This window comes from Microbacterium halophytorum, assembly GCF_002970975.1.
Taxonomy (GTDB): Bacteria; Actinomycetota; Actinomycetes; order Actinomycetales; family Microbacteriaceae; genus Microbacterium; species Microbacterium halophytorum.
Window position 1 is genome coordinate 24,880 of record NZ_KZ672983.1, and the last position, 23,894, is coordinate 48,773.

The 23,894-nt window shown below is 72.6% G+C and carries 25 protein-coding genes; 12 read left to right on the top strand and 13 right to left on the bottom strand.

What is annotated here, in order from left to right:
* Positions 1 to 170: 170 nt before the first annotated feature.
* Positions 171 to 1,526, top strand: a complete 1,356-nt coding sequence (radA, locus tag C0010_RS03120; protein WP_105565611.1) for a DNA repair protein RadA — start codon at positions 171 to 173, stop codon at positions 1,524 to 1,526.
* Between the two features lie 170 nt (positions 1,527 to 1,696).
* Here the strand turns inward: radA and C0010_RS03125 are convergent, their stop codons facing one another.
* The 4 genes from C0010_RS03125 to C0010_RS03140 all read right to left on the bottom strand — a co-directional run bounded on the left by C0010_RS03125 (position 1,697) and on the right by C0010_RS03140 (position 4,107).
* Positions 1,697 to 2,098, bottom strand: a complete 402-nt coding sequence (locus tag C0010_RS03125) for a heavy-metal-associated domain-containing protein (RefSeq protein WP_232531700.1) — start codon at positions 2,096 to 2,098, stop codon at positions 1,697 to 1,699.
* A 45-nt stretch (positions 2,099 to 2,143) separates the two neighbouring features.
* Complete coding sequence (locus tag C0010_RS03130; protein WP_408631065.1) at positions 2,144 to 2,557, bottom strand: dehydrogenase; 414 nt, start codon at positions 2,555 to 2,557, stop codon at positions 2,144 to 2,146.
* Between the two features lie 97 nt (positions 2,558 to 2,654).
* A complete protein-coding gene (locus tag C0010_RS03135; protein ID WP_232531701.1) occupies positions 2,655 to 3,371 on the bottom strand; it encodes a hypothetical protein in 717 nt (238 codons plus the stop codon).
* 232 nt (positions 3,372 to 3,603) lie between these two features.
* On the bottom strand, positions 3,604 to 4,107 hold the full coding sequence (locus tag C0010_RS03140) for an amino-acid N-acetyltransferase (protein ID WP_105565614.1): 504 nt from the start codon (positions 4,105 to 4,107) through the stop codon (positions 3,604 to 3,606).
* A 380-nt stretch (positions 4,108 to 4,487) separates the two neighbouring features.
* Here C0010_RS03140 and C0010_RS03145 point away from each other — a divergent pair, with 380 nt between their 5' ends.
* The 4 genes from C0010_RS03145 (at position 4,488) to C0010_RS03160 (ending at position 7,408) form a co-directional block, all read left to right on the top strand.
* Positions 4,488 to 4,919 (top strand): TOBE domain-containing protein, encoded by a 432-nt coding sequence (locus C0010_RS03145; RefSeq protein WP_105565615.1) that lies wholly within the window; start codon positions 4,488 to 4,490, stop codon positions 4,917 to 4,919.
* Positions 4,920 to 5,070: 151 nt separating this feature from the next.
* A complete protein-coding gene (gene modA / locus C0010_RS03150; RefSeq protein WP_105565616.1) occupies positions 5,071 to 5,832 on the top strand; it encodes a molybdate ABC transporter substrate-binding protein in 762 nt (253 codons plus the stop codon).
* Entirely contained in the window at positions 5,829 to 6,647 is an 819-nt protein-coding gene (locus tag C0010_RS03155) for an ABC transporter permease (protein WP_105565617.1), read from the top strand. Before modA ends, C0010_RS03155 begins: the two co-directional genes overlap by 4 nt.
* The gene (locus tag C0010_RS03160) at positions 6,644 to 7,408 is read left to right on the top strand and encodes an ABC transporter ATP-binding protein (protein ID WP_105565618.1); all 765 of its coding nucleotides are present in this window, start codon (positions 6,644 to 6,646) and stop codon (positions 7,406 to 7,408) included. Before C0010_RS03155 ends, C0010_RS03160 begins: the two co-directional genes overlap by 4 nt.
* 261 nt (positions 7,409 to 7,669) lie before the next feature.
* Here the strand turns inward: C0010_RS03160 and C0010_RS03165 are convergent, their stop codons facing one another.
* From C0010_RS03165 to C0010_RS03175, 3 genes are all read right to left on the bottom strand, one after another.
* Entirely contained in the window at positions 7,670 to 8,770 is a 1,101-nt protein-coding gene (locus C0010_RS03165; protein ID WP_105565619.1) for a DUF4349 domain-containing protein, read from the bottom strand.
* A complete protein-coding gene (locus C0010_RS03170; RefSeq protein WP_105565620.1) occupies positions 8,770 to 9,321 on the bottom strand; it encodes an RNA polymerase sigma factor in 552 nt (183 codons plus the stop codon). The genes C0010_RS03165 and C0010_RS03170 overlap by 1 nt, the downstream gene beginning before the upstream one ends.
* 285 nt (positions 9,322 to 9,606) lie before the next feature.
* Positions 9,607 to 12,129: an ATP-dependent Clp protease ATP-binding subunit gene (locus C0010_RS03175; protein ID WP_105565621.1), complete on the bottom strand. Its 2,523-nt coding sequence runs from the start codon at positions 12,127 to 12,129 to the stop codon at positions 9,607 to 9,609.
* Between the two features lie 356 nt (positions 12,130 to 12,485).
* Between C0010_RS03175 and C0010_RS03180 the strand changes: the two genes are divergently transcribed.
* Complete coding sequence (locus tag C0010_RS03180; protein ID WP_105565622.1) at positions 12,486 to 13,088, top strand: hypothetical protein; 603 nt, start codon at positions 12,486 to 12,488, stop codon at positions 13,086 to 13,088.
* On the top strand, positions 13,085 to 13,315 hold the full coding sequence (locus C0010_RS03185) for a helix-turn-helix domain-containing protein (protein ID WP_105565623.1): 231 nt from the start codon (positions 13,085 to 13,087) through the stop codon (positions 13,313 to 13,315). Before C0010_RS03180 ends, C0010_RS03185 begins: the two co-directional genes overlap by 4 nt.
* Positions 13,316 to 13,417: 102 nt before the next feature.
* Here C0010_RS03185 and C0010_RS03190 read toward each other — a convergent pair whose 3' ends face one another.
* Entirely contained in the window at positions 13,418 to 13,990 is a 573-nt protein-coding gene (locus C0010_RS03190; protein ID WP_105565911.1) for a TetR/AcrR family transcriptional regulator, read from the bottom strand.
* Positions 13,991 to 14,053: 63 nt separating this feature from the next.
* Between C0010_RS03190 and C0010_RS03195 the strand changes: the two genes are divergently transcribed.
* The gene (locus C0010_RS03195; protein ID WP_198410789.1) at positions 14,054 to 14,851 is read left to right on the top strand and encodes an SDR family NAD(P)-dependent oxidoreductase; all 798 of its coding nucleotides are present in this window, start codon (positions 14,054 to 14,056) and stop codon (positions 14,849 to 14,851) included.
* Between the two features lie 165 nt (positions 14,852 to 15,016).
* On the opposite strand, the gene C0010_RS14865 is transcribed toward C0010_RS03195, so the two are convergent.
* From C0010_RS14865 to C0010_RS15355, 3 genes are read right to left on the bottom strand one after another with little or no spacing between them, the layout of a single operon-like run.
* Positions 15,017 to 15,193, bottom strand: coding sequence for a hypothetical protein (locus C0010_RS14865; protein ID WP_158685242.1), 177 nt, complete (start codon positions 15,191 to 15,193; stop codon positions 15,017 to 15,019).
* Positions 15,194 to 16,192: a sensor histidine kinase gene (locus C0010_RS03200; RefSeq protein ID WP_158685244.1), complete on the bottom strand. Its 999-nt coding sequence runs from the start codon at positions 16,190 to 16,192 to the stop codon at positions 15,194 to 15,196.
* On the bottom strand, positions 16,180 to 16,569 hold the full coding sequence (locus C0010_RS15355) for a helix-turn-helix domain-containing protein (protein ID WP_324998169.1): 390 nt from the start codon (positions 16,567 to 16,569) through the stop codon (positions 16,180 to 16,182). Before C0010_RS15355 ends, C0010_RS03200 begins: the two co-directional genes overlap by 13 nt.
* On the opposite strand from C0010_RS15355, the gene C0010_RS03210 reads away from it, so the two are divergent.
* From C0010_RS03210 to C0010_RS03220, 3 genes are read left to right on the top strand one after another with little or no spacing between them, the layout of a single operon-like run.
* Entirely contained in the window at positions 16,531 to 17,097 is a 567-nt protein-coding gene (locus C0010_RS03210) for a signal peptidase I (RefSeq protein ID WP_105565626.1), read from the top strand. The genes C0010_RS15355 and C0010_RS03210 overlap by 39 nt on opposite strands.
* Positions 17,094 to 17,597, top strand: coding sequence for a hypothetical protein (locus C0010_RS03215; RefSeq protein ID WP_158685246.1), 504 nt, complete (start codon positions 17,094 to 17,096; stop codon positions 17,595 to 17,597). Before C0010_RS03210 ends, C0010_RS03215 begins: the two co-directional genes overlap by 4 nt.
* Before the next feature lie 43 nt (positions 17,598 to 17,640).
* A complete protein-coding gene (locus tag C0010_RS03220; RefSeq protein ID WP_105565628.1) occupies positions 17,641 to 18,600 on the top strand; it encodes an L-lactate dehydrogenase in 960 nt (319 codons plus the stop codon).
* Positions 18,601 to 18,636: 36 nt separating this feature from the next.
* Here the strand turns inward: C0010_RS03220 and C0010_RS03225 are convergent, their stop codons facing one another.
* Both C0010_RS03225 and C0010_RS03230 read right to left on the bottom strand, forming a co-directional pair.
* A complete protein-coding gene (locus C0010_RS03225; RefSeq protein WP_105565629.1) occupies positions 18,637 to 19,158 on the bottom strand; it encodes a SecDF P1 head subdomain-containing protein in 522 nt (173 codons plus the stop codon).
* A gap of 103 nt (positions 19,159 to 19,261) precedes the next feature.
* A complete protein-coding gene (locus tag C0010_RS03230; protein ID WP_105565630.1) occupies positions 19,262 to 20,149 on the bottom strand; it encodes a LysR family transcriptional regulator in 888 nt (295 codons plus the stop codon).
* A 154-nt stretch (positions 20,150 to 20,303) separates the two neighbouring features.
* Here C0010_RS03230 and C0010_RS03235 point away from each other — a divergent pair, with 154 nt between their 5' ends.
* The gene (locus tag C0010_RS03235) at positions 20,304 to 23,849 is read left to right on the top strand and encodes a bifunctional proline dehydrogenase/L-glutamate gamma-semialdehyde dehydrogenase (protein WP_105565631.1); all 3,546 of its coding nucleotides are present in this window, start codon (positions 20,304 to 20,306) and stop codon (positions 23,847 to 23,849) included.
* The last annotated feature ends 45 nt before the right edge of the window (positions 23,850 to 23,894 follow it).

The window sequence follows — 23,894 nt, forward strand, 5'->3', positions numbered from 1 at the left end:
ACAGCACACGATCGGGGCTCGGGGCGCACGGGGCTTCACCGGGCGTAACCGTGTGACGCGCGTACAGGCGGGAAAGCGCATTCGAGGGGTGCGCGTATTCCCCGGCGCGCCGAATGTGACGCCGGGGCGGCCGAATCCGGATGTCGGTGGTGCCGCCTACGCTGGTGCGCATGGCAACGAAAAGGGCGTCCGTCGCGTACGTCTGCTCCGAATGCGGGTGGACGACGCCGAAGTGGGTCGGGCGCTGCGGCGAGTGCCAGAGCTGGGGCACCGTCGCGGAGGCCGGCCAGCAAGCGCCGCAGCGGCGCGTGCGCTCGATGATCCCGACGTCCGCCGCCGCGCCGATCACCCAGATCCGGTCGCAGGAGGCCCCGCGGCGGAAGAGCGGCATCGGCGAGTTCGACCGCGTTCTCGGCGGCGGCATCGTGCCGGGAGCGGCCGTTCTCCTCTCGGGCGAGCCGGGCGTCGGCAAGTCGACCCTGCTGCTCGAGGTGGCGGCGCGCTCGGCGGCGAGCGGGCGGCGCGTGCTCTACGCGAGCGCCGAGGAGTCGCCGGCGCAGGTGCGCCTGCGCGCGGAGCGCACCGGTGCCCTGCACGACGAGCTGTTCCTCGCCAGCGAGACCGACCTCGGGACGATCCTCGGCCACATCGATTCGGTGCAGCCGGAGCTCGTGATCGTCGACTCCGTCCAGACCGTAGCGTCCGCCGAGTCCGACGGCGCGGCAGGCATGCCCGGCCAGGTGCGGGAGGTGGCGAGCACGCTCATCCGGGTCGCGAAGGAGCGCGACATCCCGATGATCATCGTCGGGCACGTCACGAAGGACGGCCAGGTCGCGGGCCCGCGCGTGCTCGAGCACCTCGTCGACGTCGTGTGCCACTTCGAGGGCGATCGGCAGACGGCGCTCCGCTTCGTGCGGGCGCTCAAGAACCGCTTCGGGCCGACCGACGAGGTCGGCTGCTTCGAGATGACGGGCGACGGCATCGCCGAGGTGCCCGACCCGAGCGCGATGTTCCTGTCGGCGGGCGTGCCGGCGAGCGGCACGTGCGTCGGCATCTCGATGGAGGGGCGCAGGGCACTCCCCGTCGAGGTGCAGGCGCTCGCGATCCCGACGCAGGCGCCGAACCCTCGGCGCATCGTGCACGGCGTCGACGCGTCGCGCGTCGCGATGGTGCTCGCCGTGCTCGAGAAGCGCGCGGGGATCGAGACGAGCAAGCTCGACGTGTACGTCTCGACGGTCGGCGGCATCCGGTTCACCGAGCCGGCGGCCGACCTCGCGATCGCGGTCGCGGTGGCGGGCGCGATCAAGGACTGGAAGGTCGGCGGGCACCTCGCCGCCGTCGGCGAGCTCAGCCTGGCGGGCCAGGTGCGCCCCGTGACGCAGTCGGCACAGCGCCGCACCGAGGCCTCCCGCCTCGGGTACCGCCGCATCATCGACGCCGACGCCGCGACGCTCGGCGACGCGCTGCGGGCGGCGCGTGCGGAGTCGCCCCGGCCCCAGCGCGGCGAGGAGCCCGCGCCGTTCTGAGCGCGCCGCCGGCGCTCAGCGCCTCCGGCGCATTCTGCGTCTCTGGCTCCGCGCGCCCACCAGGCCGAGCGGCACGATGAGGCCGGCGGCGCACGCCATCGCGATCAGCACGGTTTCCATACCTCGATGCTGACGCGCCCTCCCCGCGGCGTCAACGCCCGGGACGGGAGTCAGGAGACGAGAGCGTAGCCGGCTTCGTCGATCGCGGTGGCGAGGTCGTCGGCGCTGACGGGGCCCGTGCTGCGCACCGTGACTGTCGAGAAGCCGTCGGCGACGAGGTCGACCGAGACCGACGAGACGCCGGCGATCTTGCCGACCTCTTCGGTCACGGAGCTCACGCAGTGCCCGCAGGTCATGCCGTCCACGCGCACGGCCGTGACGGTCGTCGCGGCCGGGTTCGCGCCGTGCCCGTGGCCCGAGCCGGCGTCCGCGCTGCCGCAGCCACAGCTCCCGCCGCCCCCGCAGCAGCCGTCGCCGGAGGCCGAGACGTCCTTGAGGCCCAGGTCGATCCGCTCAATCGCCATGCCGTACTCCCTCTTGTCGTATTCGCGCGCCGGGTCATCCGGCGCCATGGTCACTATATACCCCCTAGGGGTATGCCAGTCGAGCGTCGGCGCTCAGATCTCGAGCGCCGCGAGCAGGTCCGCCGGGGGCGCCTGCATCGGGTGCGGGCCCGCGATGTCGAGGAACACCGTGGTGATCTCGTCGACGTGCTTCGAGAGGAAGGCCTTCAGCCAATCGGGCGAATAGACCCCGATCGTCGGCGGCAGGTTCTCGGGCTTGTTGCGGGCGTCGCTGAACAGCAGCAGCGCGACCTGGCCCGTCTTGGGGTCGCGGAACGTCCACACCTCCCCGGAGTCGAGGGGGTTGTCCCGCGCGCCCGGCTTCATCAGGGGGACGATCGTGTTCCCGTTGCGCAGCGCGAGCGCGACGGCGGCCATGTCCTGCTTCTCGAGCGCCTGCGCGAGCGCTTCCGAGCGGGCGTCCTGCTCGGTCAGCGTCGGGGCCTTCTTCCGCTTCTTGCCCATCACCCCCAGCCTACGCGAGCGCGCCCGCGCGGGAGCGGGAGCCCGACGCGGACCACGGTTCGATCCGGGTCGTGTGAACGCCGGATGCGCGGCCCCGGCGTCAGCGCAGGATGAACTGGCGGCTCGACTCCGACTCGATGTTCCCCACGGCGACCCGCAGGTGGTACGACGCGCCGCCGGCCGCGGCCGCCGGGCGCTGCTCCTCGCCGCACGAGTCCACGCCGGAGCGCGTGCGATCCCAGACGATCGGCTCGGCGCTCGAGACCTCCTGGCCCGCCTTCAGCGTGACGACCATGTCGCTGGGCTCCTTCTGGCAGTCCGTCGAGCGCCACCAGACGTCCCCGCCGCTGAGCACCGTGAACACCTGCTTGGTCGTGCCGACGTTCATCGTGCAGTCGACGTCGCCGGTGTTCTTCAGGGTCATGGACAGCTCGGGCTTCTCGTCCGCGCCGTACTCCCCCTTGTCCGTGACGGCCGTGACCTCGACCGCATTCGCCTCACAGGCCTCGGGCTCCGCGTCGGCGTCCTTCGCCTCGTCCGCGTCGGCGTCGCCCGAGTCTCCGCCCGGCTCGCCCTCGGAGTCCCCTTCGGCGGAGTCCGACCCTTCGCCGTCGTCCGGAGCGCCGCTCGCCGTCGGCTCCGGCGTCTCGGTCGTGGTCTCGCCGGTGGGTGCGGGATCGTCGGCCCCGCCGCCGAAGGCCGTCCACGGCTGGGCGATGAGCAGCCAGGCGATGCCGCCGATCACGAGAAGCGCCAGCACGAGCACCATGAGCCGACGCCGGCGGTACACGGCGGGCGAATGGCGGCGGGCGTTCACGCCCCCAGGCTAAGCCGCCCGCTCTGGGAGGGGGCCCACTGCTCCGGCGCGCCGGGCATCCGGGCGTCGCGAGGCATGCATCGCGGCGTTCCCCCGCGGTCGCCCCTCGCCACCGCTCCCCTCCGACGCGGTGACGGATTCCGCGCGAAGAATCCGGTCCCCGGCGCGGAGAATGCGACGGGGGCGGTGATCGGGGTGCGGCGGGAACAGGCCTCGTGAGCCGGTTCCGCGCTCAGAGCTCCTTGAGCATCCGGGTGTTGCCGAGCGTGTTCGGCTTGACGTGTGCGAGGTCGAGGAACTCCGCGATGCCCTCGTCACGGCTGCGGACGAGCTGCGAGTACACGTCGGGCGAGACGACCTGCTCGCCGATCTCGGTGAATCCGCGCCGCTCGAAGAAGCCCGTCTCGAAGGTGAGGCAGAACAGGCGGCGCAGGCCGAGCTCGCGGGCGGCCTCCTCGAGGGCCTCGACGAGGCGGCGGCCGACGCCGTGGCGCAGCCACTCGTCGGCGACGAGCAGCGTGCGGACCTCGCCGAGGTCTTCCCACATCACGTGCAGCGCGCCGCATCCGATGACGGTGCCGCCCTCGTCGACCGCCACGACGAACTCCTGCGTCGACTCGTAGAGCACGACGAGGTCCTTGCCGAGCAGGATGCGGCGCATGACGTACGGCTGAAGCAGCTCATAGACCGCCGCCATGTCGGCGGCGACTGCGGGGCGCACGGTGATCTCTGCCATCGGGCCCAGGCTACGCCGCCCGCCTGACCGGATGCCCGAAACGGGTGGGCGACGGCGGCGCCGGCGGCGCCCTCAGCGCCACGGGCCGCTAACGCCGCCCCTCCGCGGCCGGCCCAGGGGCAGCAGCTGCGCTTCCCCTCCAGCGACGACGTTGCCCGTCGCAGGCGCCGCCCCTCCACGGCCGCCCCAGTGGCATCAACTGCGCCTCCCATCCAGAGACGACGTTGCCGGTCGCAGGCGCCGCCCTCCGCTGCCGACCCAGGGGCGACGCTCGTTCCTCTCCATCGGCGCGCCTGCCATGGCGACCATATTCCCGCATCTGCGTACTGCATCCGCGTGACATCACCGCAGACGCGGAGATCCTTCCCTAGACTGTGGCCATGACCTCCTACAGGATCGCCGAGGCCGCGCGGCTGCTCGGGGTGAGCGACGACACCGTGCGCCGCTGGATCGACGCCGGCACGCTGCCGGTCACGGGCGAGAGCCCCGCCCGCGTTCCCGGCGACGCCGTGGCCGCACACGCGCAGCGCCTCGCAGGGGCGCCGGCCGACCCGACCGGAGTCGGCTCGAGCGCGCGCAATCGCTTCACGGGGCTCGTCACGCGGGTGCAGGTCGACGGCGTGATGGCCCAGGTCGATCTGCAGGCGGGCCCGCACCGCTTCGTCTCGCTGATGTCGGCCGAGGCCGTGCGGGAGCTCGCGCTCGAGCCCGGATCGCTCGCGGTCGCCGTCGTGAAGGCGACCAACCTCATCGTCGAGACGCCGCGGCCGGCGAGCACGGGCGGCCAGTCGTCGGCGGGGGCTCTCGCGTGAGGGCCCGGGCGAGCGCCGCCGGAGAGCCGCCGGGCTCGGCAGAGCGCCCCGCGACCGCTCCCGAGCAGCCCGGGGCCAGCCTCTCCACGCGCGTCGGCCGCCGCGCGGCGGCACCCGCGGCCGCGCTCCCGAGCGGCACGGGGGCTCCCGCGTGAGGGCCAGGGCACTCGTCACCGGTGCCGCCGTGCTCCTCCTCGCCGGGTGCTCTGCCCAGCAGACGACCGCCGGTTCCGGTGACGCGGGCGGCTCCGAGATCGCGGGCGAGGCGACCGTCTATGCGGCGGCGTCGCTGAGCGCGGCGTTCGGCGACCTCGCCGCCGATTTCGAGGAGCGCAACCCCGGCACGACGATCTCGCTGGTCGCGGACGGGTCGAGCACGCTCGTCACTCAGCTCACCGAGGGCGCGCCCGCCGACGTGCTCGCCACGGCCGACGAGCGCAGCATGCAGGACGCCATCGACGCGGGCCTCGTCGCCGAACCGAGCCTCTTCGCGACGAACACCCTCGTGATCGCCGTGCCCGCAGGCAACCCGGCAGGCATCGACGAACTCGCTGACCTCGCGAGCGCGACCACCGTGGTGTGCGCGCCCGAGGTGCCGTGCGGCGCCGCGTCGGCGACGCTGCTCGAGAGCCAGGGCGTCGAGGTCGAGGCCGCCAGCCTCGAGCAGAACGTCACGAGCGTGCTGGCGAAGGTCGCGGCGGGCGAGGCCGATGCCGGGCTCGTCTACGCGACCGACGTCATCGGTGACGACGACGTGGAGAGCATCGTTCCGGATGGCGCCGCCGACGTCGTGAACCGCTACCCGATCGCGGCCGTGGACGGTGCGAGCGACGCAGGCGAGGCGTTCGCCGAGTTCGTTCTGGGCGACGACGGCGCCGCCGTGCTCGCCGAGTTCGGGTTCGGGGCTCCATGACGGCCCCCGCCCGCCCCGACCGAGGCGCCACGCCCCCGTTCGCCCTGATCGCGCCGGCGGTGCTGGCGGTGCTGCTGCTCGTGCTGCCTCTCCTCTCGCTCGTCGCGCGCGCGTCCTGGCCGACGCTGTGGGCCGACATCACGTCGCCCGCCGCGCTCGACGCGCTCCGCCTCTCGCTGCTCAGCGGCCTCGCCGCGACGGCTCTGTGCGTCGTGCTCGGCCTGCCGCTCGCCCTGCTGATCGCGCGCTCGGGCCCGCGCGCCTCCGCCCTGCTGCGCGCCGTCGTCGCCGTGCCGCTCGTGCTGCCGCCGATGGTCGGCGGCGTCGCGCTGCTGTTCCTGTTCGGCCGCACGAGCCCGCTCGGCCGGATGATCGACGGCGCCTGGGGCGTCACGCTCCCCTTCTCGTTCACCGCCGTCATCATCGCGCAGGCGTTCGTCGCCCTTCCGTTCCTCGTGCTCTCGGCCGAGGGCGCCATCCGGTCGACCGGCAGCGCGTACGAACGCACGGCGTCGACGCTCGGGGCGCGCCGCTGGCGCGTGCTGTGGCGCATCACGCTGCCGCTCGCGGCGCCGGGGATCGTGACGGGCGTCATCCTGTGCTTCGCCCGCGCGATCGGCGAGTTCGGCGCGACGGCGCTGTTCGCCGGCAACGCGCCGGGCACGACCCAGACGATGCCGCTCGCGATCTACACGGCGTTCAACGGCGCGGGCACGGGCCGCGACACCGCCGTCGCCCTGTCGCTGCTGCTGCTCGCGACCGCCGTCGTCGTGCTGCTGGCGGTGCGCGCCTGGCGCCCGGGGGCGGTGCGATGAGCGCGGCGCACGCACCCGCGGCTCCGGCCCACGGCGGCGCGCACGGCAGCGCGCTCCGCGCACGGGTCGCCGTCGCGCACGCCGGTCTCGATGTCGAGATCGACGTGGCCGCGGGTGAGACGCTCGCCGTCATGGGCCCGAGCGGCGCCGGCAAGACGACGCTCGTCGAGTCGCTCGCCGGCCTCATCCGGATCGATGACGGCGAGATCGCACTCGGCGGCCGCACGCTCGCCGCGCCGGGCGCACACATGCCGCCGCCTCAGCGCGGGGTCGGCCTGCTCGGTCAGAACGCGCTCCTGTTCCCGCACATGACGGCCGCCGAGAACATCGCGTTCGCCGTGCGCGCGAACGGTGCGCACGCCCGCCGCGACGAAGCCCGCCGCGAGGCCGGGGCCTGGCTCGACCGCATCGGGCTCGCGGGGCTCGGCGACCGCCGGCCCGACCGGCTCTCCGGCGGCCAGCGGCAGCGGGTCGCGCTCGCCAGGGCGCTGGCCGCGCGCCCGCGCCTGCTGCTCCTCGATGAACCGTTCTCCTCCCTCGACGTCGAGGCGGCGGCTCGGCTGCGCGACGTCGTCCGGGAACAGGTCCGGGGCACCACGACGATCGTCGTCTCGCACAGCGCCGCCGACGCGCTCTCGCTCGCCGGCCGCGTCGCGATCATCGAGCACGGCCGGATGACGCAGCAGGGCCCCATCGACGAGGTCCTCGCGGCGCCGACCACGTCGTTCGCCCGAGCCGTCGCGGACTCGGCGCCGCGCTGACCCGCACGCACGCACACGGGCCCGCCCGACGCCCCTCCGCCCCGAGACCCGAGCAATCGCCGCGGTCGCAACCAACGCGCTCTCCCGCGCCCCGACAGCACGGAATCTGACACCGCGGCGAGAACCCGACGACCTCCACCCCCGGCGACCACGACCCCCATCCGCCGCGGTCGCAACGAACGCGCTCTCCCCCGCCCCCACAGCACGGAATCTGACACCGCGGCGGGACCCCGGGGCCGCCGCACCCCGCGGCCGACCCCGTCAGTCCGCCGCGCGGCGGCGCCGGCGCAGCCGCACGATCGCCCATACGAACAGGGCGAGCACCGCCACGACGGCGGCCCACGGGATGAGCCAGCCGACCGCGACGATCACGCCGTCGAAGAACGCGACCAGGCCGTTCCATCCGGCGACGAGGCCGTCGAAGAAACCAGCCGGGTCGGCGCCCTCCGCCGCGTCGCGGAGCCGCAGTTCGACGCTGAGCGTCGACATCGCGACCTGGTCGTCGAGATGCTCCAGCTCTCGTTCGTACGACTCGAGCTGCGCCTGGCGCTCGCTGAGCGCGGTCTCCGCCTCGAGCAGGTCGCCGACCGACCCGGCCTTCGCCATCAGCTCCGTGAGTCGGTCCACGGATGCCCGCGCCGTATCGATGCGCGCCTCCAGGTCGATCGCCTGGCTCGTCACATCCGACTCGCTGACCTGCATGCTCGTCACGTCGCCGAGCTCGGCGAGTTCGGCGCGCACGCCGTCGAGGTCGTCGGCTGGGATCCGCAGCGTCGCCCAACCGGAGACCACCTCGGTCGGGTCGGCCCCGTCCACCCCTTCCTGACTCGACTCGCCGAGCTCCTGCACGTAGCCGTCGTGCTCCTCCGCCAGCTCCGTGAGCCCCTTGCCCGCCGCGCGCACGTCGTCGACGAGCAGGTTCGCGTAGGCGTTCCGGATGACCATGCGGTCGCCTGCGTCCTCCCCCACCGCGGCCGACGAATCCGACTCTGCCCCTGCCTCGTCGCTCGCCTGCGCGTCCTCGACCATCGCGCCGTCGTCGGCCCCGGATCCGCCGGCGTCGCCGTCGACCTCCTCGGTCGCGGCCTGGTCGTACGGCGCCGACTCGGGCGCCGCCGCATCGTCCGCCCCACCGCCGAGGCTCGAGACCGCGAACGGCACGGCAACCACCGCGACGATGCCTGCCGCCGCGAGGCCGTAGCCGGCCCTGGTCCAGCGCCGGCGCCGCGCCCTCGCCTGCCGCTGCTTCTCGCCGCGCTCGCGCGCGATCTGCGCGAACACCCCGCGTTCGATGCGTTCGACGGCCTCATCCGGGAGCTCGGGCAGCTCCTGCTCACCCGCACCGTTCTCATGCGCGCTCATCACGCCTCCTCCTTCACGACGGAACGCAGCCGCGTTCTGATCCGGGAGAGACGATTCCTGACGGCGCCGTGCGTGAGGCCGAGCTCCTCGGCCGCCGCCGCGTACGCATACCCCTCGGCGACGCACAGCCCGAAGATGCGCCGGTCGTCGGGCGACATCCGGTCCACCTCGCGCCCGATCCTCTCGGCGAGGGCGCGATCGACCACCTGCTGCTCGACGTCGACCGTGTCCGGCTGTCGCTCATCGACCTCGCCGCCCGTGCGTTCGCGCTCGCGCCGACGAACCCTGATGCGGTTCGCGGCGACGTTGCGGCAGATCGTCGCGAGCCACGGCAGCGCCGATTCGCCCGCGAGGGCGAACCCGTCGAGCTTGCGCCACGCGACCACGAACGTCTCCTGCACCGCGTCCTCGGCGTCGCCGCGGTCGTCGAGCAGGGCGTGCGCGACCCGGAACACGGGCGTCGCGTAGGCGCGGAACAGCTCGCGGAACGCGATCTCGCTGCCCGCGGCGGCCGCATCGATCAGCGCGGCATCGCTCGTGTTGTCGGTCATGAGCCACCTCAAGGTCATCGTCTCTCACCCTGCAGGTGTCGGGAAGCGGCCGATCGTCTCAGTTCGGTTCCGGATTCCCTCGAGGGCCGTGTCGCCGCCGGCATCGGCACCGCTCAGGTGCCGCCAGCTGTGGGTTCGCCGGCGGCGCTCAACCCGCAGTCGGCGGCACATGAGCGGGCTCTTCCTGCCGCCGCGCTGGATCCGAGCGCGCGCGGCCGCGGGCCCGTCCGAAACGCCGAGCGCCCCGCCTCCCAGAAGGAGGCGGGGCGCTCGCGCCGGTGCGGCTTACTCGCCGAGCGCGGCGATCTCGGGCGATGCCGAGATGCCGCCGTTGGCGTGCACTCCGACTGCGACGTGGCCCTCGCGCGGCGCGCTGTCGAACGTGAACGCGCCGTCGACGGCATCGACCTTGACGTGGTGGCCGGCGTCGAGCGTGCCCGAGAGGATGCGCTCGGAGAGCTGGTCCTCGATCTCGTGCTGCATCGCGCGGCGCAGCGGCCGGGCACCCAGCGCCGGGTCGAAGCCGATCTCGATGAGGCGCTCCTTGGCGGCCTCCGACAGCTCGACCGTCATGTCGCGGTCGAGCAGGCGGTCGTTCAGGCGCTTCACGAACAGGTCGACGATCTGGATGAGCTCCGGCTTCGACAGCTGCGGGAACACAATCACGTCGTCGACGCGGTTCAGGAATTCCGGCTTGAAGTGCCGCTTGAGCTCCTCGTCGACCTTGCCCTTCATCCGCTCGTACGACGTCTGGGCGTTGCCTTCGATCTGGAACCCGACCGGGCCGCCGGCGATCGCCGACGAGCCGAGGTTGGTCGTCATGATGATGACGGTGTTCTTGAAGTCGATGATGCGGCCCTGGCCGTCGGTCAGGCGACCCTCCTCGAGGATCTGCAGCAGCGAGTTGAAGATGTCGGGGTGCGCCTTCTCGATCTCGTCGAAGAGCACGACCGAGAACGGCTTGCGGCGCACCTTCTCGGTGAGCTGGCCGCCCTCCTCGAAGCCGACGAACCCGGGAGGGGCGCCGAACAGGCGCGACACCGTGTGCTTCTCGCCGAACTCCGACATGTCGAGCGAGATGAGCGCGTTCTCATCGTCGAAGAGGAACTCGGCGAGCGCCTTGGCGAGCTCCGTCTTGCCGACGCCGGTCGGGCCGGCGAAGATGAACGATCCGGACGGGCGCTTCGGGTCCTTGAGGCCCGCACGCTGGCGGCGGATGGTCTTCGAGAGGGCGCTGATCGCCTCCTCCTGACCGATGACGCGCTCGTGCAGCGCCTTCTCCATGAAGACGAGGCGGCTGGTCTCCTCCTCCGTCAGCTTGAAGACCGGGATGCCCGTGGCCTGCGCCAGCACCTCGGCGATCAGCCCCTCGTCTACCACGGCGGTCGACGAGATGTCACCGGCGCGCCACTGCTTCTCGAGGCGCAGGCGCTCGCCGAGGAGCTTCTTCTCCTCGTCACGCAGGGACGCCGCCTTCTCGAAGTCCTGCTCCTCGCTCGCCGCCTCCTTGCGCTCGCGCACATCGGCGATCTTCTCGTCGAACTCGCGCAGCTCGGGCGGCGACGACAGGATCGACAGGCGCAGGCGAGCACCGGCCTCGTCGAGGAGGTCGATCGCCTTGTCCGGCAGGAAGCGGTCCTGGACGTAGCGGTCCGAGAGGTTCGCGGCGGCGACGATCGCGCCGTCCGTGATCTGCACCTTGTGGAACGCCTCGTAGTGGTCGCGCAGGCCCTTGAGGATGTTGATCGCGTGCGGCAGCGCCGGCTCTGCGACCTGGATCTGCTGGAAGCGGCGCTCGAGGGCCGCGTCCTTCTCGAAGTGCTTGCGGTACTCGTCGAGCGTCGTCGCGCCGATCGTCTGCAGCTCGCCGCGGGCGAGCAGCGGCTTCAGGATGTTGGCGGCGTCGATCGCGCCCTCCGCGGCCCCCGCACCGACGAGGGTGTGGATCTCGTCGATGAAGACGATGATGTCGCCCCGCGTGCGGATCTCCTTGGTGACCTTCTTCAGACGCTCCTCGAAGTCGCCGCGGTAGCGGGAACCCGCGATGAGCGAGCCGAGGTCGAGCGAGTAGACCTGCTTGTCCTTCAGCGTCTCGGGCACGTCGCCCTTGACGATGGCCTGCGCGAGGCCCTCGACGACGGCGGTCTTGCCGACGCCCGGCTCGCCGATCAGCACGGGGTTGTTCTTGGAGCGGCGCGACAGGATCTGCATGACGCGCTCGATCTCCTTCTCGCGCCCGATCACCGGGTCGAGCTTGTTGTCATGTGCGGCCTGCGTCAGGTTGCGGCCGAACTGGTCGAGCACCTGCGAGCCGCCCTGCCCCTGCTGGCCCTGCTCCTGCGGGGCGCCGGACGTGACGGGCTCCTTGCCCTGGTAGCCCGACAGCAGCTGGATGACCTGCTGGCGCACCTTGTTCAGGTCGGCGCCGAGCTGCACGAGCACCTGGGCGGCGACGCCCTCACCCTCGCGGATCAGGCCGAGCAGGATGTGCTCCGTGCCGATGTAGTTGTGGCCGAGCTGCAGCGCCTCGCGCAGCGAGAGCTCGAGGACCTTCTTCGCGCGCGGCGTGAACGGGATGTGCCCCGTCGGCTGCTGCTGGCCCTGGCCGATGATGTCCTGCACGCGCTCGCGCACGGCGTCGAGCGAGACGCCGAGCGATTCGAGCGCCTTCGCGGCGACGCCCTCGCCCTCATGGATGAGGCCGAGCAGGATGTGCTCGGTCCCGATGTAGTTGTGGTTGAGCATCTTCGCCTCTTCTTGGGCGAGCACAACCACACGACGGGCACGGTCGGTGAATCTCTCGAACATGTCACTCCTTCGGCGCCAGGCCTTGCGCGCCAGGTGCCACATACACCTCGCGCCGTGCTTCAACGGTAACCAGGCATGGCGGGCCGCGGCGCCGTGTTCGCCGTGGGCATATCCCGGATGACGGGCCGGCGCGGTCGCACGACGAACACAGCGCAGTCGATCCGGATCCGCCGGGCGGCCGCGGGCCCGCGATCGCGCAACATCCGGCGACCGGGCCGCGCGGATTGACGGCGTTGTGTTCCGATCACACTTGACTTATCGATATTCGTTGTTATCGTTTTTCGTGAAACCGGAAGCAGGGGGCCGCCGAAGCGGAGGGCATCCGGATGTTCAGCACCTGACCGAGAGGAAGACCCGTGGGAACCAGCAAGTGGCAGTCACCGGATGTCGCGACGATCCGGAGGAGCGACCAGATCGCCCTCTGGATCATCGCGACCGCCTTCATCGCCCTCGCGGCCTACGGCCTCGTGCGCGCCGCGATACGCGTCGTCGAGCTGTCCGGCTCCGGCCCCGTCGCCGCAAGCCTGAGCCTTCCGGACACGCCCGTACCGGAGCTCGCCGAGGGCGCCACGGCGTCCGCCATCGACGTCACGGTGCAGAACGTCGACCCCGGCACCCGGGCGTTCCTCATCGCCTCCGAGGTGTTCGCCGGCCTCGGCTGGGCGGCGTTCTACGTGCTCGTCGCACTCTTCCTCATCCAAGTCGCGCGCCGCGTCGCGTTCGCCCGGCGGATGCCCGCGCTGCTCATGACGGCCGCGTTCGCCCTTCTGGTCGGACAGGGCGTCTCGCTCCAGCTGGGGACGGCGGCGTCCGCCGGCATCTCCGAGCAGCTCGGCCTCGGCTTCGCCACCCGCATCGACCCCGTCACACTGATCGTCCTGCCGGTGCTGCTGATCGCGATCGCGTTCGTCCTCGGCGCGGGGCGGCGCCTGCAGAAGGACACGGAGGGCCTGGTGTGACCCCGGCCGAAGCCGACATCTCCGGCGTCCACTGCCGCCTCGACGCCCTGCTGGCCGACCGCGGCATGACGCTCACCGCCCTCGCGGAACGGGTCGGCGTCAGCATCGTGAACCTCTCGGTGCTCAAGAACGACAGAGCCAAGGCCATCCGGTTCTCGACCCTCGTCGCGATCTGCGATGCGCTCGACTGCGAGATCGGCGAACTGCTCGTGCGCGACCGCGGGTAACCCGATGACTCCATCGCCGCGGTGACAGATTCCGCTCAGAGAATCGCCCGCAGAGTGCGTTCGTTGCGACGCGGACGGACGGCGCGGTGCGATGCCCCGGCGTCAGCCGCGCGGGCGGAAGCCGTCGGCCACGATGCGCCGGGTGCGCTCCGCGACGTCGTCGCGCTGCTCGGGCGGCGCCCCCGCGATCACGCGCGCGAGCATCGAGACGGTGAGGAAGGCGTCGTACCCGGTGACGCCCTCGGCGACCCGCCCATCGGCGATGTCGCGCGCGAGCATCCGGTCGACGACCTCGAGCAGGTGACTGCCCAGCCCGGCGACCTCGGCCTGGTCGCGCTCCGCGGACAGCGCCTCGACGAGCGCCGCCGACACGGCGGCCTGCGAGACGACGCGGTCGAGCAGGTCGTCGAAGGTGGAATCGGGCGCGCCCGCGATGCGCTCCATCTCGTCGATGTCGTCCTCGAACACCGCCGTGGCGAGCGCGAGCTTCGTCGGGAAATGACGGTACAGGCTGCCCTGGCCGACGCCCGCTCGTCGCGCGATCACGCTGAACGCGACGGAGTAGCCGCTCTCGGCGAAGACCTCGCGCGCCGCGGCGATGAGCGCGCGGCGGTTGTCGGCAGCGGCGGCGGGCCCGCGATTGGCGCGCGGAACCTCTTCCCTTTCGTCCCCCATGGGCACTACCCTACTACCGGACGAAGTTGTCCGGTCTTTCCGATGCACGAGAGGAAGCACGTCATGAGCGACGCAGCAGCAGCCCAGGGTCCCCAGCTCCAGGAGTGGACCGAGAAGATCACCGAGGGCCGCTTCGACGGCAAGAACCTCATCGTCACGGGCGCGGGCAGCGGCATCGGCCGCGCGACCGCCAGCCGCATCGTGCGCGAAGGCGGCCGCGTCGTCGGCGTCGACGTGAGCCGGGAGCGGCTCGACGACGTCGCCGCCGAGCTCGGCGAGCGCTTCCACCCGATCGTCGCCGACATCACCGACGAGGAGGGCGTCGCCGGCATCGTCGACGCGGCGGGCGCGACGATCGACGGGCTGGCCAACATCGCCGGGATCATGGACAGGATGCAGCCGACCCACGAGGTCGACCGCGCCCTCTGGGACCGCGTGCTCGGCGTCAATCTCACGGGCACGTTCCTGCTCATGCAGGCGGTCCTGCCCCGGATGCTCGAACGAGGCACGGGCGCGATCGTGAACGTCGCCAGCGAGGCCGGCCTCCGCGGCTCGGCCGCCGGCGCCGCCTACACGGCGTCGAAGCACGCCGTCGTCGGGCTCACGAAGAGCAGCGCCTTCATGTACGCGAACAGCGGCCTTCGCATCAATGCGGTCGCACCCGGCGGCGTCGCGACGAACATCGAGGGCACCTTCGCGTCGGAGCTCGGCGCCGCTCGGGTGCAGCGAGGGATGGCGCTCATCCCGTCGATCGCGCAGGCGTCGCAGCTCGCCTCCTCGATCAGCTACCTGCTCAGCGACGACGGCACCAACCTCAACGGCGTGATCCTGCCGTCGGACGGCGGTTGGTCGGCGGCGTAGGCGACGCCCGCCCCCGGGGCGCCGCTCGCTCGCGCCGCCGCGGTCCCCGCCCGGATGGCGAGTTCCGCGCCGAGGCCTCGAGCCCGCGCGGAGCCCGGCATCCGGGCGGGCGGAACAGGGTGGCCCGCGCCTGAGGCGGCCGCGGCGATCCGCACAGCACGGCGGCTACTCCTGCAGATCGAACGGGAGCACGAGGTGCAGCCGCGCCCCCTCGTCCCCCGGCTCCAGCGCGAGCGACCCGCCGCGCGCCTCCGCGCGCGCCCGGTGCCTGGCGAGCCCGGACAGATCGGGCGCGGCGTCGCCGAGCCCGCGCCCGTTGTCGTCGACCGCCAGGTCGAGCACTCACCTGTCGCCGCTCTGCTTCGCATCGATCCGAACCGTGAGGCGGTCCGCCCCGCCGTGCTTGAGCGCGTTCGTCGCGGCCTCTTCCACGGTGTACACGCACACGAGCCGGTCGAGCAGAGGGAGCGGCGAACGGTGCCGGTGGAGCAGCTCCTTCATCCCCTGCCCGAGCACGACCGACGACGAGATGGTCGTCGGCAGACGGTCGAGCAGGGCGCGGATGGCCTCGTACGCGCCGAGGTCCGCCCCCGAGGGGAACAGCGTGTGGCTGAGCGAGCGGACGTGCTCCTCGCGCAGCTCGTCCAGGTCGAACGCCCAGTCGCGAAGGCGCGGCGCCCAATCGGCGGCATCCGGCGGCATCCGGTCGGCCGCCTGATCGAGGCCGGCCGCGACTGCGGCGAGGCGGAACTGCACGGCGCCGTGCAGGCGGTCGGCGACCTCGCGGCGCACCCGGAGCTCTTCGCGCTCGAGGTCATCGATCGCCGCTCTCGCCTTCGCCTCTTCGCCTTGGCGACGGGAGCGCTCACGATCCTCGCGCTCTATCAGGGCCGCCACGAGGAACGCCGTCGCGCAGGCGGTCGCGTAGCCGGTCGCCCCCGTCGCCCAGACAGCCGCAGAACTGCGCTCCGCGTCACCGGCCGTGATCGCCGGCATCAGGACGACGGCGCGCACGAGCGCCTGAACCGCCGCGAGTGCGACGGCCACGATCGTGCGAACCGCCCACGACCGGATGAGGATGAGCACGATCGCGATGAGTGCGACGAGGACGACACCGATGACGAGCGTGACGCCGCCCACCCACCAGACGAGTGCCGCTGCCTCCCACTGGCTGCTCCACTCCGTCGCCTGCTCGGCGACGAGCGCTGAGAACGCGGCGACGTTCACCGCCGCGACGAGCGCAGCGATCCGCGCCCTGCCGCGCCGCACGGCCTGCGCACGCGGCCGACGGCCCGCGTCGCCCCGTGCGACGGGACCGCGCCCGGCGCTCACCTGTGCCACGTGCGCCCCGTCTGCTCGAGGAACGTGAGCACGGCGCTCACCCGCCTGTTGCGCCCATCGGCTGCGATGCCGAGGCGCCGATAGATCGAGAGCAGGTGGCTCTCGACCGAGCGCTCCGAGATGTGCAGCCGCGCCGCGACGGCGGCGTTCGACATGCCCTCTGCGACGAGCCGGAGCACGGAGAACTGGGCCCTGGTCAGCCCGGCGACCTCCGTCCCGGCACATCGACCGACGCGCTGTAGCCCGTCGGCCCGCCGGGTCCGACCCGGCGGGCCGATCCCCGCGCCAGCGGACGGGCACTTCCCCACCGCACGACCAGGGCTCACGGAAGGACGATCATGACCACCGCGACAGCGCCCCTCGCACCCATCCGGCACCGCGGCGCTGCGCCGCGCACAGGCTCCCGTCGCGCGCTGCGCATCGCCGGGGACATCCTGCTGTGGATCGCGGCCGCCGTCGGCACCCTCTGCGTCCTGCTGGCCGTGCTCGGGGCGTTCTTCGGGTTCCGGGTGATGCTGTTCAGCACCGGATCCATGGAGCCGACGATCCCGACGGGGTCGGCCGCGCTCGTGATGCCGATCGCCGCCGAGAACGCGGCCGTCGGCGACGTCGTCACGGTCGAACGCGGCGACGACCAACTGCCTGTCACCCACCGCGTCGTCGCCAACGATCCCGTCGCTGGCTCTGATGCGCGCGCGCTCACGCTGCGCGGCGATGCCAATGCCGCGAACGACCCTTCGCCGTACGAGGCGACCGAGGTCGGGCGGGTCCTCTTCTCTGTGCCAGGGGTGGCACCGGCGATCGCGGCGATCGGTGACGCGCGCGTGCTCGGCCCGATCGCCATCGCGGCGACAGGCCTCGTCGTGTGGGGGCTGTGGCCCCGGCCGAGAGCGGACCGGCGATGAACACGCGGATGATCGTGGGAGCCGTCGCGTTGCTCACGGCCGTTGCGACCGTCGCGTCGACTGCCCCGACCGACGCGTCGTGGGTCGACTCCGAGAGGGCGACGTCCTCCGTCACGGCCGGCACGGTCGCTGCGCCCGCAACGAGCTGCGAAGGGCGCAACGGCGCCCCCAACCGGCTCTGGCTCAGCCCTGGCACGGGCGGCGTGGACATCGCGGAGTTCGTCATCACGCTCAGCACGGACGACGCTGTGTCGGCCTGGGACTCCGGGGCGACCCCAGAGGGCTTTCCGCTCCTCTCGAGCGGCGACCCCGTCGTGGTTCCCGCCGACACGCGGGCGGTCGCGTGGGGTATCACGGGTGGTTGGAGCATGGGCTACGCCGGCGAGGTGAGCGTCGCCGCTGTCGCCCCCGGCGGCTGGGTCTCCGACACGGTGACCTATGACTGGACGATCGAGTTCGACTGGATCGGACTCGGCTACGGCACCTGCACGGCACCGTAGGCTGCTCTTCCCCCGCACGGACCCACCTGTGAGGATGAGAGCCGTGAGTGCGAACCAGAACACCAAGGTCACCGTCGTCGGGGCGGGTGCGGTGGGCGCCGCGACCGCGTACGCCATGCTCATCCGGGGCACGTCCCGCGAGATCGTCCTCTACGACGTCGACGAGGCGCGGGCGCGTGCCGAGGGCCTCGATCTCTCGCACGGCGCGATGTTCGCGGGCGCTGGCACCGTCATGGGCACGGGCGACATCGAGCGCACCGCCGGCTCGCACGTCGTCGTCGTCACGGCGGGCGCCGCGCAGAAGCCCGGACAGACGCGGCTCGAGCTGATCGGCACCAACGCCCGGATCATGCGCACGCTCGTGCCCGACCTCGTCCGCGTCTCGCCCGACGCCATCGTCATCATGGTGACGAATCCGTGCGACGTGCTGACGGCGCTCGCCGTCGAGCAGACGGGCGCAGACCCCGCGCGCCTGTTCGCGTCGGGCTGCGTGCTCGACAGCTCGCGCCTGCGCTGGGCGCTCGCGGAGCGCGCCGGCGTCAGCTCCCGCTCGGTGCACGCGGAGGTCATCGGCGAGCACGGCGACACCGGCTTCCCGGTCTGGTCGACCGCGACGATCGGCCCCGTGCCCGTCGAGGAATGGCGCGGGGCCGACGGCCAGAGCTTCACACGGGATGACCTCGCAGGCATCGCGGAGGAGGTCCGCACGGCCGCCTACGCGATCATCGAGGGCAAGGGTGCGACGAACTATGCGATCGGCATGTCGTCGGCGCGCATCGCCGAGGCGGTGCTGCGCGACGAGAACGCGGTCCTCCCCGTATCGACGGTGCTCGGTGGCGAGCACGGCATCGACGGCGTCGCGCTCTCCGTTCCCTCGCTCGTGAACGCGTCCGGAGCCGTGCCGCTGCGCGGTTTCCGCCTCTCCGGCGACGAGCAGACCCGCCTCGGTGCTTCCGCGCGTGCCCTCGCGGAGAGCGCGAACGCGGTGCGCGGCACGGCCTGAGCCCCGCACGAGGGCGCGCCGCCGTGGCCGCGCGGCCTACTCTGTGAGCTCGGCGAAGAGCTCCTCCATCGAGCCGCCGCCCGTGATCTGGATCTCGGGACCGCTGATCGGCTCCATCACGGCGGGCCGCGACACGACCTCGCCGTCGACGACGATCGCCATCTGATTCTGCGGAGGCTGATTCTCGGCGATCGAGGCCGTGAGGTCTTCGACCATTCCGCTCGCGGCCTCGCCGAGCTCCAGCACGATCGCCTCCTGTGCCGGGTCCGATTCGCCCAGCGGTACCAGACGCACGGTCACATCGACGATATTGATCCGCTCGTCGCTGCTGAGGACGGTGCATTCGGCCGCGCCGTCCTCGCCCGGCCACGACGTGTCGATCGCGTTGTCTTCCCCTGACGGGCATTCACCGGCGATGATCTCGGTCACGGCCGCCAGCGTGACGGGCGTTGCGAGAGCCGCCTCGTCATCCGGGGCGCCGCCCGGGAGCAGGGAGCATCCGGCGGTGCCGGCGGCGAGCGCGACGAGGAGGCCTGCGGACAGTGCGCGGTGCTTCACAGCACCACGCTATCGAGCGCGCCGGCGCCGTGCCAGGCGCCGGGCGCCGGGCGGTGGCGCGCGGCGAGACCCGCCGTGCCGCATCGCCGCGGCCGCACCCCGCTCACCCCGCGTCGAACGCCGCGCGCAGGGCTTCGCGCACGGCGACGATCACGGGGGCGTCGACGGCCGCTTCGCGGGCCGCCGTGAAGATCTCCCGCACGGGCGCACCCGGCAGGGCGATCGCGCGCATCGGCGCGTCCTCGCCCGCGCGCAGCTGGTCGGGGAGCAGGCCGACGGCGTGGCCCGACGAGATCAGCCGGGCCTGCGCCACGAGGTCCTCCGTCGTGAACCGGATGTCCGGCTCGAAGCCCGCCTCCCTGCACCGCTCGACCGTCCACGCGCGCACGGCCGTCCCCGCGGGTTCCATCACCCACGGCTGGTCGCGCGCGTCCGCCAGCGAGCGCACGGGCGAGCCGGGCGCGACGGCGAGCCGGATGGGGTCGGAGCCCAGCACCACGCGGTCGAGGCCGGGGCGCAGCTCGCGCGTGAAGCCGGGGTACTGCTCGGCGATCGCGAGGTCGAAGCCGCGCGCCTCGACCTCGAAGAGCCCCTCCTCCGGCGGCAGCACGACGACGTCGACCCGGATGCCGGGGTGCGCCTCGGCGAGCGCGTCGAGCGTGCGCGCGAGCATCGCGTGCGCGACCGTCGGCAGCACGGCGACGCGGGCCCGCCCGACGACGGCGCCCGCGTCGAGCCGCGCCCGCGCCCGTTCCTCCAGTGCCAGCACCGCCGCGGCGTGCTCCGCGACGATCACGCCGGCCGCCGTCAGCCGCACGCGCCGCCCCTCGGCCTCCAGAAGCGCGGCCCCGACCTCCCGCTCGAGCTGCCCGAGCTGCTGCGAAACGGTCGACGGCGCGTAGCTGAGGGCGGTCGCGACGGCCGTGATCGTTCCCCGCAGCTGCAGCTCCCGCAGCAACTGCAGGCGGTGGGTGCTCCATCCGGTCGCCATTGTTCGAGACTACCGAAAGGTATACGTCGAAACTACTCGCTTTACCGAATGGTCTCGCGCGCGCACGATAGATGATGCGTCGACGAACGCCGCATTTCCGCGCCCTCAGCCCGAATCGGGCCCCGAGGCGCACGAACACGAAGGGGTGCATCCCATGACTGCACAGGCTCCCGCCCAGACCCCGGGCACGGGCCCGGCCGCACCGCACGGCATCGACCGCGACCTCGCCGATCGCGCGATCGCGCAGGTGCGCGCGTGGCTCGTCGAGGCCAGGGGCGAGAAGCCGGATGCCGCCGGCCGCAACCTCGCCGGCATGCTGAGCGACCCCAGGGGCCTCGACTTCGCTGTCGGTTTCGTCGACGGCGTCGTGCATCCGGAGGACGTTCACGTCGCCGCCCGCAACTTCGCGCTCGTCTCGCGCGAGGCGCCCGGCTTCCTCCCCGCACCGCTGCGGGCCCTCATCCGGCTCGGCGGCTCGATGGCGACGACATTCCCGCACATCGTCGTGCCGATCGCGCGCCGGGTGCTGCGCGGCATGGTGCGCCACCTGATCGTCGACGCGAGCGACGCGAAGCTCGGCTCCGCGCTCGCGAAGATCGGCGGCGACGGCACGCGGCTGAACGTCAACCTGCTCGGCGAGGCGATCCTCGGCGAGCGGGAGGCCGCCAAGCGCGTGGCCGGCACCATCCGGCTCATCGAGCGCGACGACGTCGACTACGTATCGATCAAGGTGTCATCGACCGTCGCCCCGCACAGCCTGTGGGCGCACGAGGAGGCCGTCGCCGACGCGGTCGAGGCGCTCGCGCCCGTGTACCGCGCGGCGCTCGAGCACGACACCTTCCTCAACCTCGACATGGAGGAGTACAAGGATCTCGACCTCACGATCGACGTCTTCCAGCGCGTGCTCGACCGCGAGGAGTTCCGCGACGTCCGCGCCGGCATCGTGCTGCAGGCGTACCTGCCCGACTGCCTCGAGGCGATGATCCGGATCCAGGAGTGGGCGGCCGAGCGCGTCGCGAACGGCGGTCAGCCGGTCAAGGTGCGCGTCGTCAAGGGCGCCAACCTGCCGATGGAGGAGGTCGACGCCGAAACGCACGGCTGGCCGATGGCGACGTGGCCGTCGAAGCAGCACACCGACGCCGGCTACAAGCAGGTGCTCGACTACGCGCTCACGCCCGAGCGCGTGCGCAACGTGAACATCGGCGTCGCGGGCCACAACCTCTTCGACGTGGCGCTCGCGAAGCTCCTCGCCGAGCAGCGGGGCATCCCGCTCGGCGTCGGAAGTGACATCGAGTTCGAGATGCTGCTCGGCATGGCCACCCAGCAGGCCGCCGTCGTGCGCCGCGACGTGGGCGAGCTCCTCCTGTACACGCCCGTCGTGCACCCCGGCGAGTTCGACGTCGCGATCGCGTACCTCATCCGGCGCCTCGAGGAGGGCGCGAGCAGCGAGAACTTCATGTCGGCCGTGTTCGAGCTCGACGCCAGCGAGGAGCTGTTCGAGCGCGAGAAGGAGCGCTTCCTCACCTCGATCGAGATGATGCCGAGCGCTGTCCCCGCGCCGAACCGTGTGATGGACCGCGCGAAGCCGGCGCCCGCCGGCCCGCGCGGCGAGTTCCACGGGGCACCCGACACCGACCCCGCCGTCGGTGCGAACCGCGACTGGGCCGCCGGTATCCGGTCGCGGATGCAGGGCTCGCGGCTCGGCATCGCGGCGCTCGAGGAGGCCGCCGTACACACGCCGGAGGAGCTCGACGCTGTCGTCGCAGGGGCGCTCTCGGCCGCCGAGGCATGGCGCGCCCTGCCGCTCGCGGAGCGCGTCGAGACGCTGCACCGCGCGGGCGACGAGCTCGAGCGCAGCCGCGCCGACCTGCTCGAGGTGATGGGTGCCGAGTGCGGGAAGGTCATCGAGCAGGGCGACCCCGAGGTGAGCGAGGCGATCGACTTCGCGCACTTCTACGCCCGCAGCGCCGAGCTGCTCGCCGAGGTCGACGGCGCCGAGTACGTGCCGTCGCAGGTGACCGCCGTCATCCCGCCGTGGAACTTCCCCGCCGCGATCCCCGCCGGTGGCGCACTGGCGGCCCTCGCGGCCGGTTCCTCCGTCGTCTTCAAGCCGGCGAGCCAGTCGGCCCGGACTGGCGCCGTCGTCGCCGAGGCCCTCTGGCGCGCGGGGGTTCCCCGCGAGCTGCTGCGGCTCGTCAGCCTCGACGACCGCGCGCTCGGCGCGAAGCTGATCGCGCATCCGGATGTCGACCAGGCCATCCTGACGGGCGCCTACGAGACCGCGGAGCTGTTCCGCTCGTTCCGACCCGACCTGCCGCTGCTGGCCGAGACCAGCGGCAAGAACGCGATCATCGTCACGCCGAGCGCCGACTTCGACCTCGCCGCGAAGGACGTCGCGTACTCGGCGTTCGGCCACGCAGGGCAGAAGTGCTCGGCGGCGTCGCTGATCGTGCTCGTCGGCTCGGTCGCGCGCAGCGACCGCTTCCGCCGGCAGCTCCTCGACGCGATCGGCGGCTACGAGGTCGGCATGCCCTGGAACGAGGGCTCCCGGATCGGGCCGGTGATCGCGCCCGCCGAGGGCAAGCTGCTGCGCGGTCTCACGCAACTCGAGCCCGGCCAGCGATGGCTGCTCGAACCGCGCCGCCTCGACGACTCGGGCGCGCTGTGGTCGCCGGGCCTGCGCGAGGGCGTGAAGCCCGGCAGCGAGTTCCACATGACGGAGTACTTCGGGCCCGTCGCCGGCATCATCGAGGCGGACACGCTCGAGGAGGCCGTCCGGATCGTGAACGCCGTCGACTACGGCCTGACGAGCGGCCTCCACTCGCTCGACGAGGCCGAGATCCAGCAGTGGCTCGGGTCGATCCAGGCGGGCAACGCCTACGTCAATCGCGTGATCACGGGCGCGATCGTGCAGCGCCAGCCGTTCGGCGGCTGGAAGAAGTCGGCAGTCGGCGCCGGCACCAAGGCGGGCGGCCCGAGCTACCTGTTCGGCCTCGGCACGTGGCGCGACGCGCCCGTGTCCGGCAGCTCGAGCGCCGGGCTCGGTCCGGAGGACCAGGGCGGCCCCAACGCCGCGAGCGGCGGGAGCGCGGCGGGCGACGACATCGCGCGCAGGGCGCTCGACGCCGTCCCCGGCGACGACCGGGATTGGCTCGCGGGTGCGCTCGCGACCGACCGGGTCGCGTGGCGCGGCGAGTTCGGCCTCGCCCGCGACATGCAGGCGCTCGAGCTCGAGCAGAACGTGCTCCGCTACGTGCCGACCGCCGTCACGGTTCGGTACGAGGGTGACGGGCTCGCGCAGCTCATCCGGGTCGTCGCCGCGGCGGCCCGCACGGGGGCGCCGATCGACGTGTCGGCCCCGCAGGCCCTGCCGCGCGAGGTCGCGTCGTTCATCGTGTCGACGGGTGCGGAGGTGCGCGTCGAGGGCGCCGCGGCCTGGGCGCAGCGCGCCGCATCGTTCGCTCAGACCGGCGCGCGCATCCGGCTCGTGGGCGGCGACGCCGCGGTGATCATCGAGGCGACCGGAGGCTCCCCCAACGTCGCGATCTACGACGGCGACGTGACCTCGGCCGGCCGCGTCGAGATGCTCCCGTTCCTGCGAGAGCAGGCCGTCTCGATCACGGCGCACCGCTTCGGCACCCCGCGCCGCTACGACGTCCCGGTCGTCGCGGGCGGCGCCAGCGACCTCGTCGCACGCTGACGCGCGGCCGATCCGGCGCGGTGCCGGCCCCACGCGGGCCGTCAC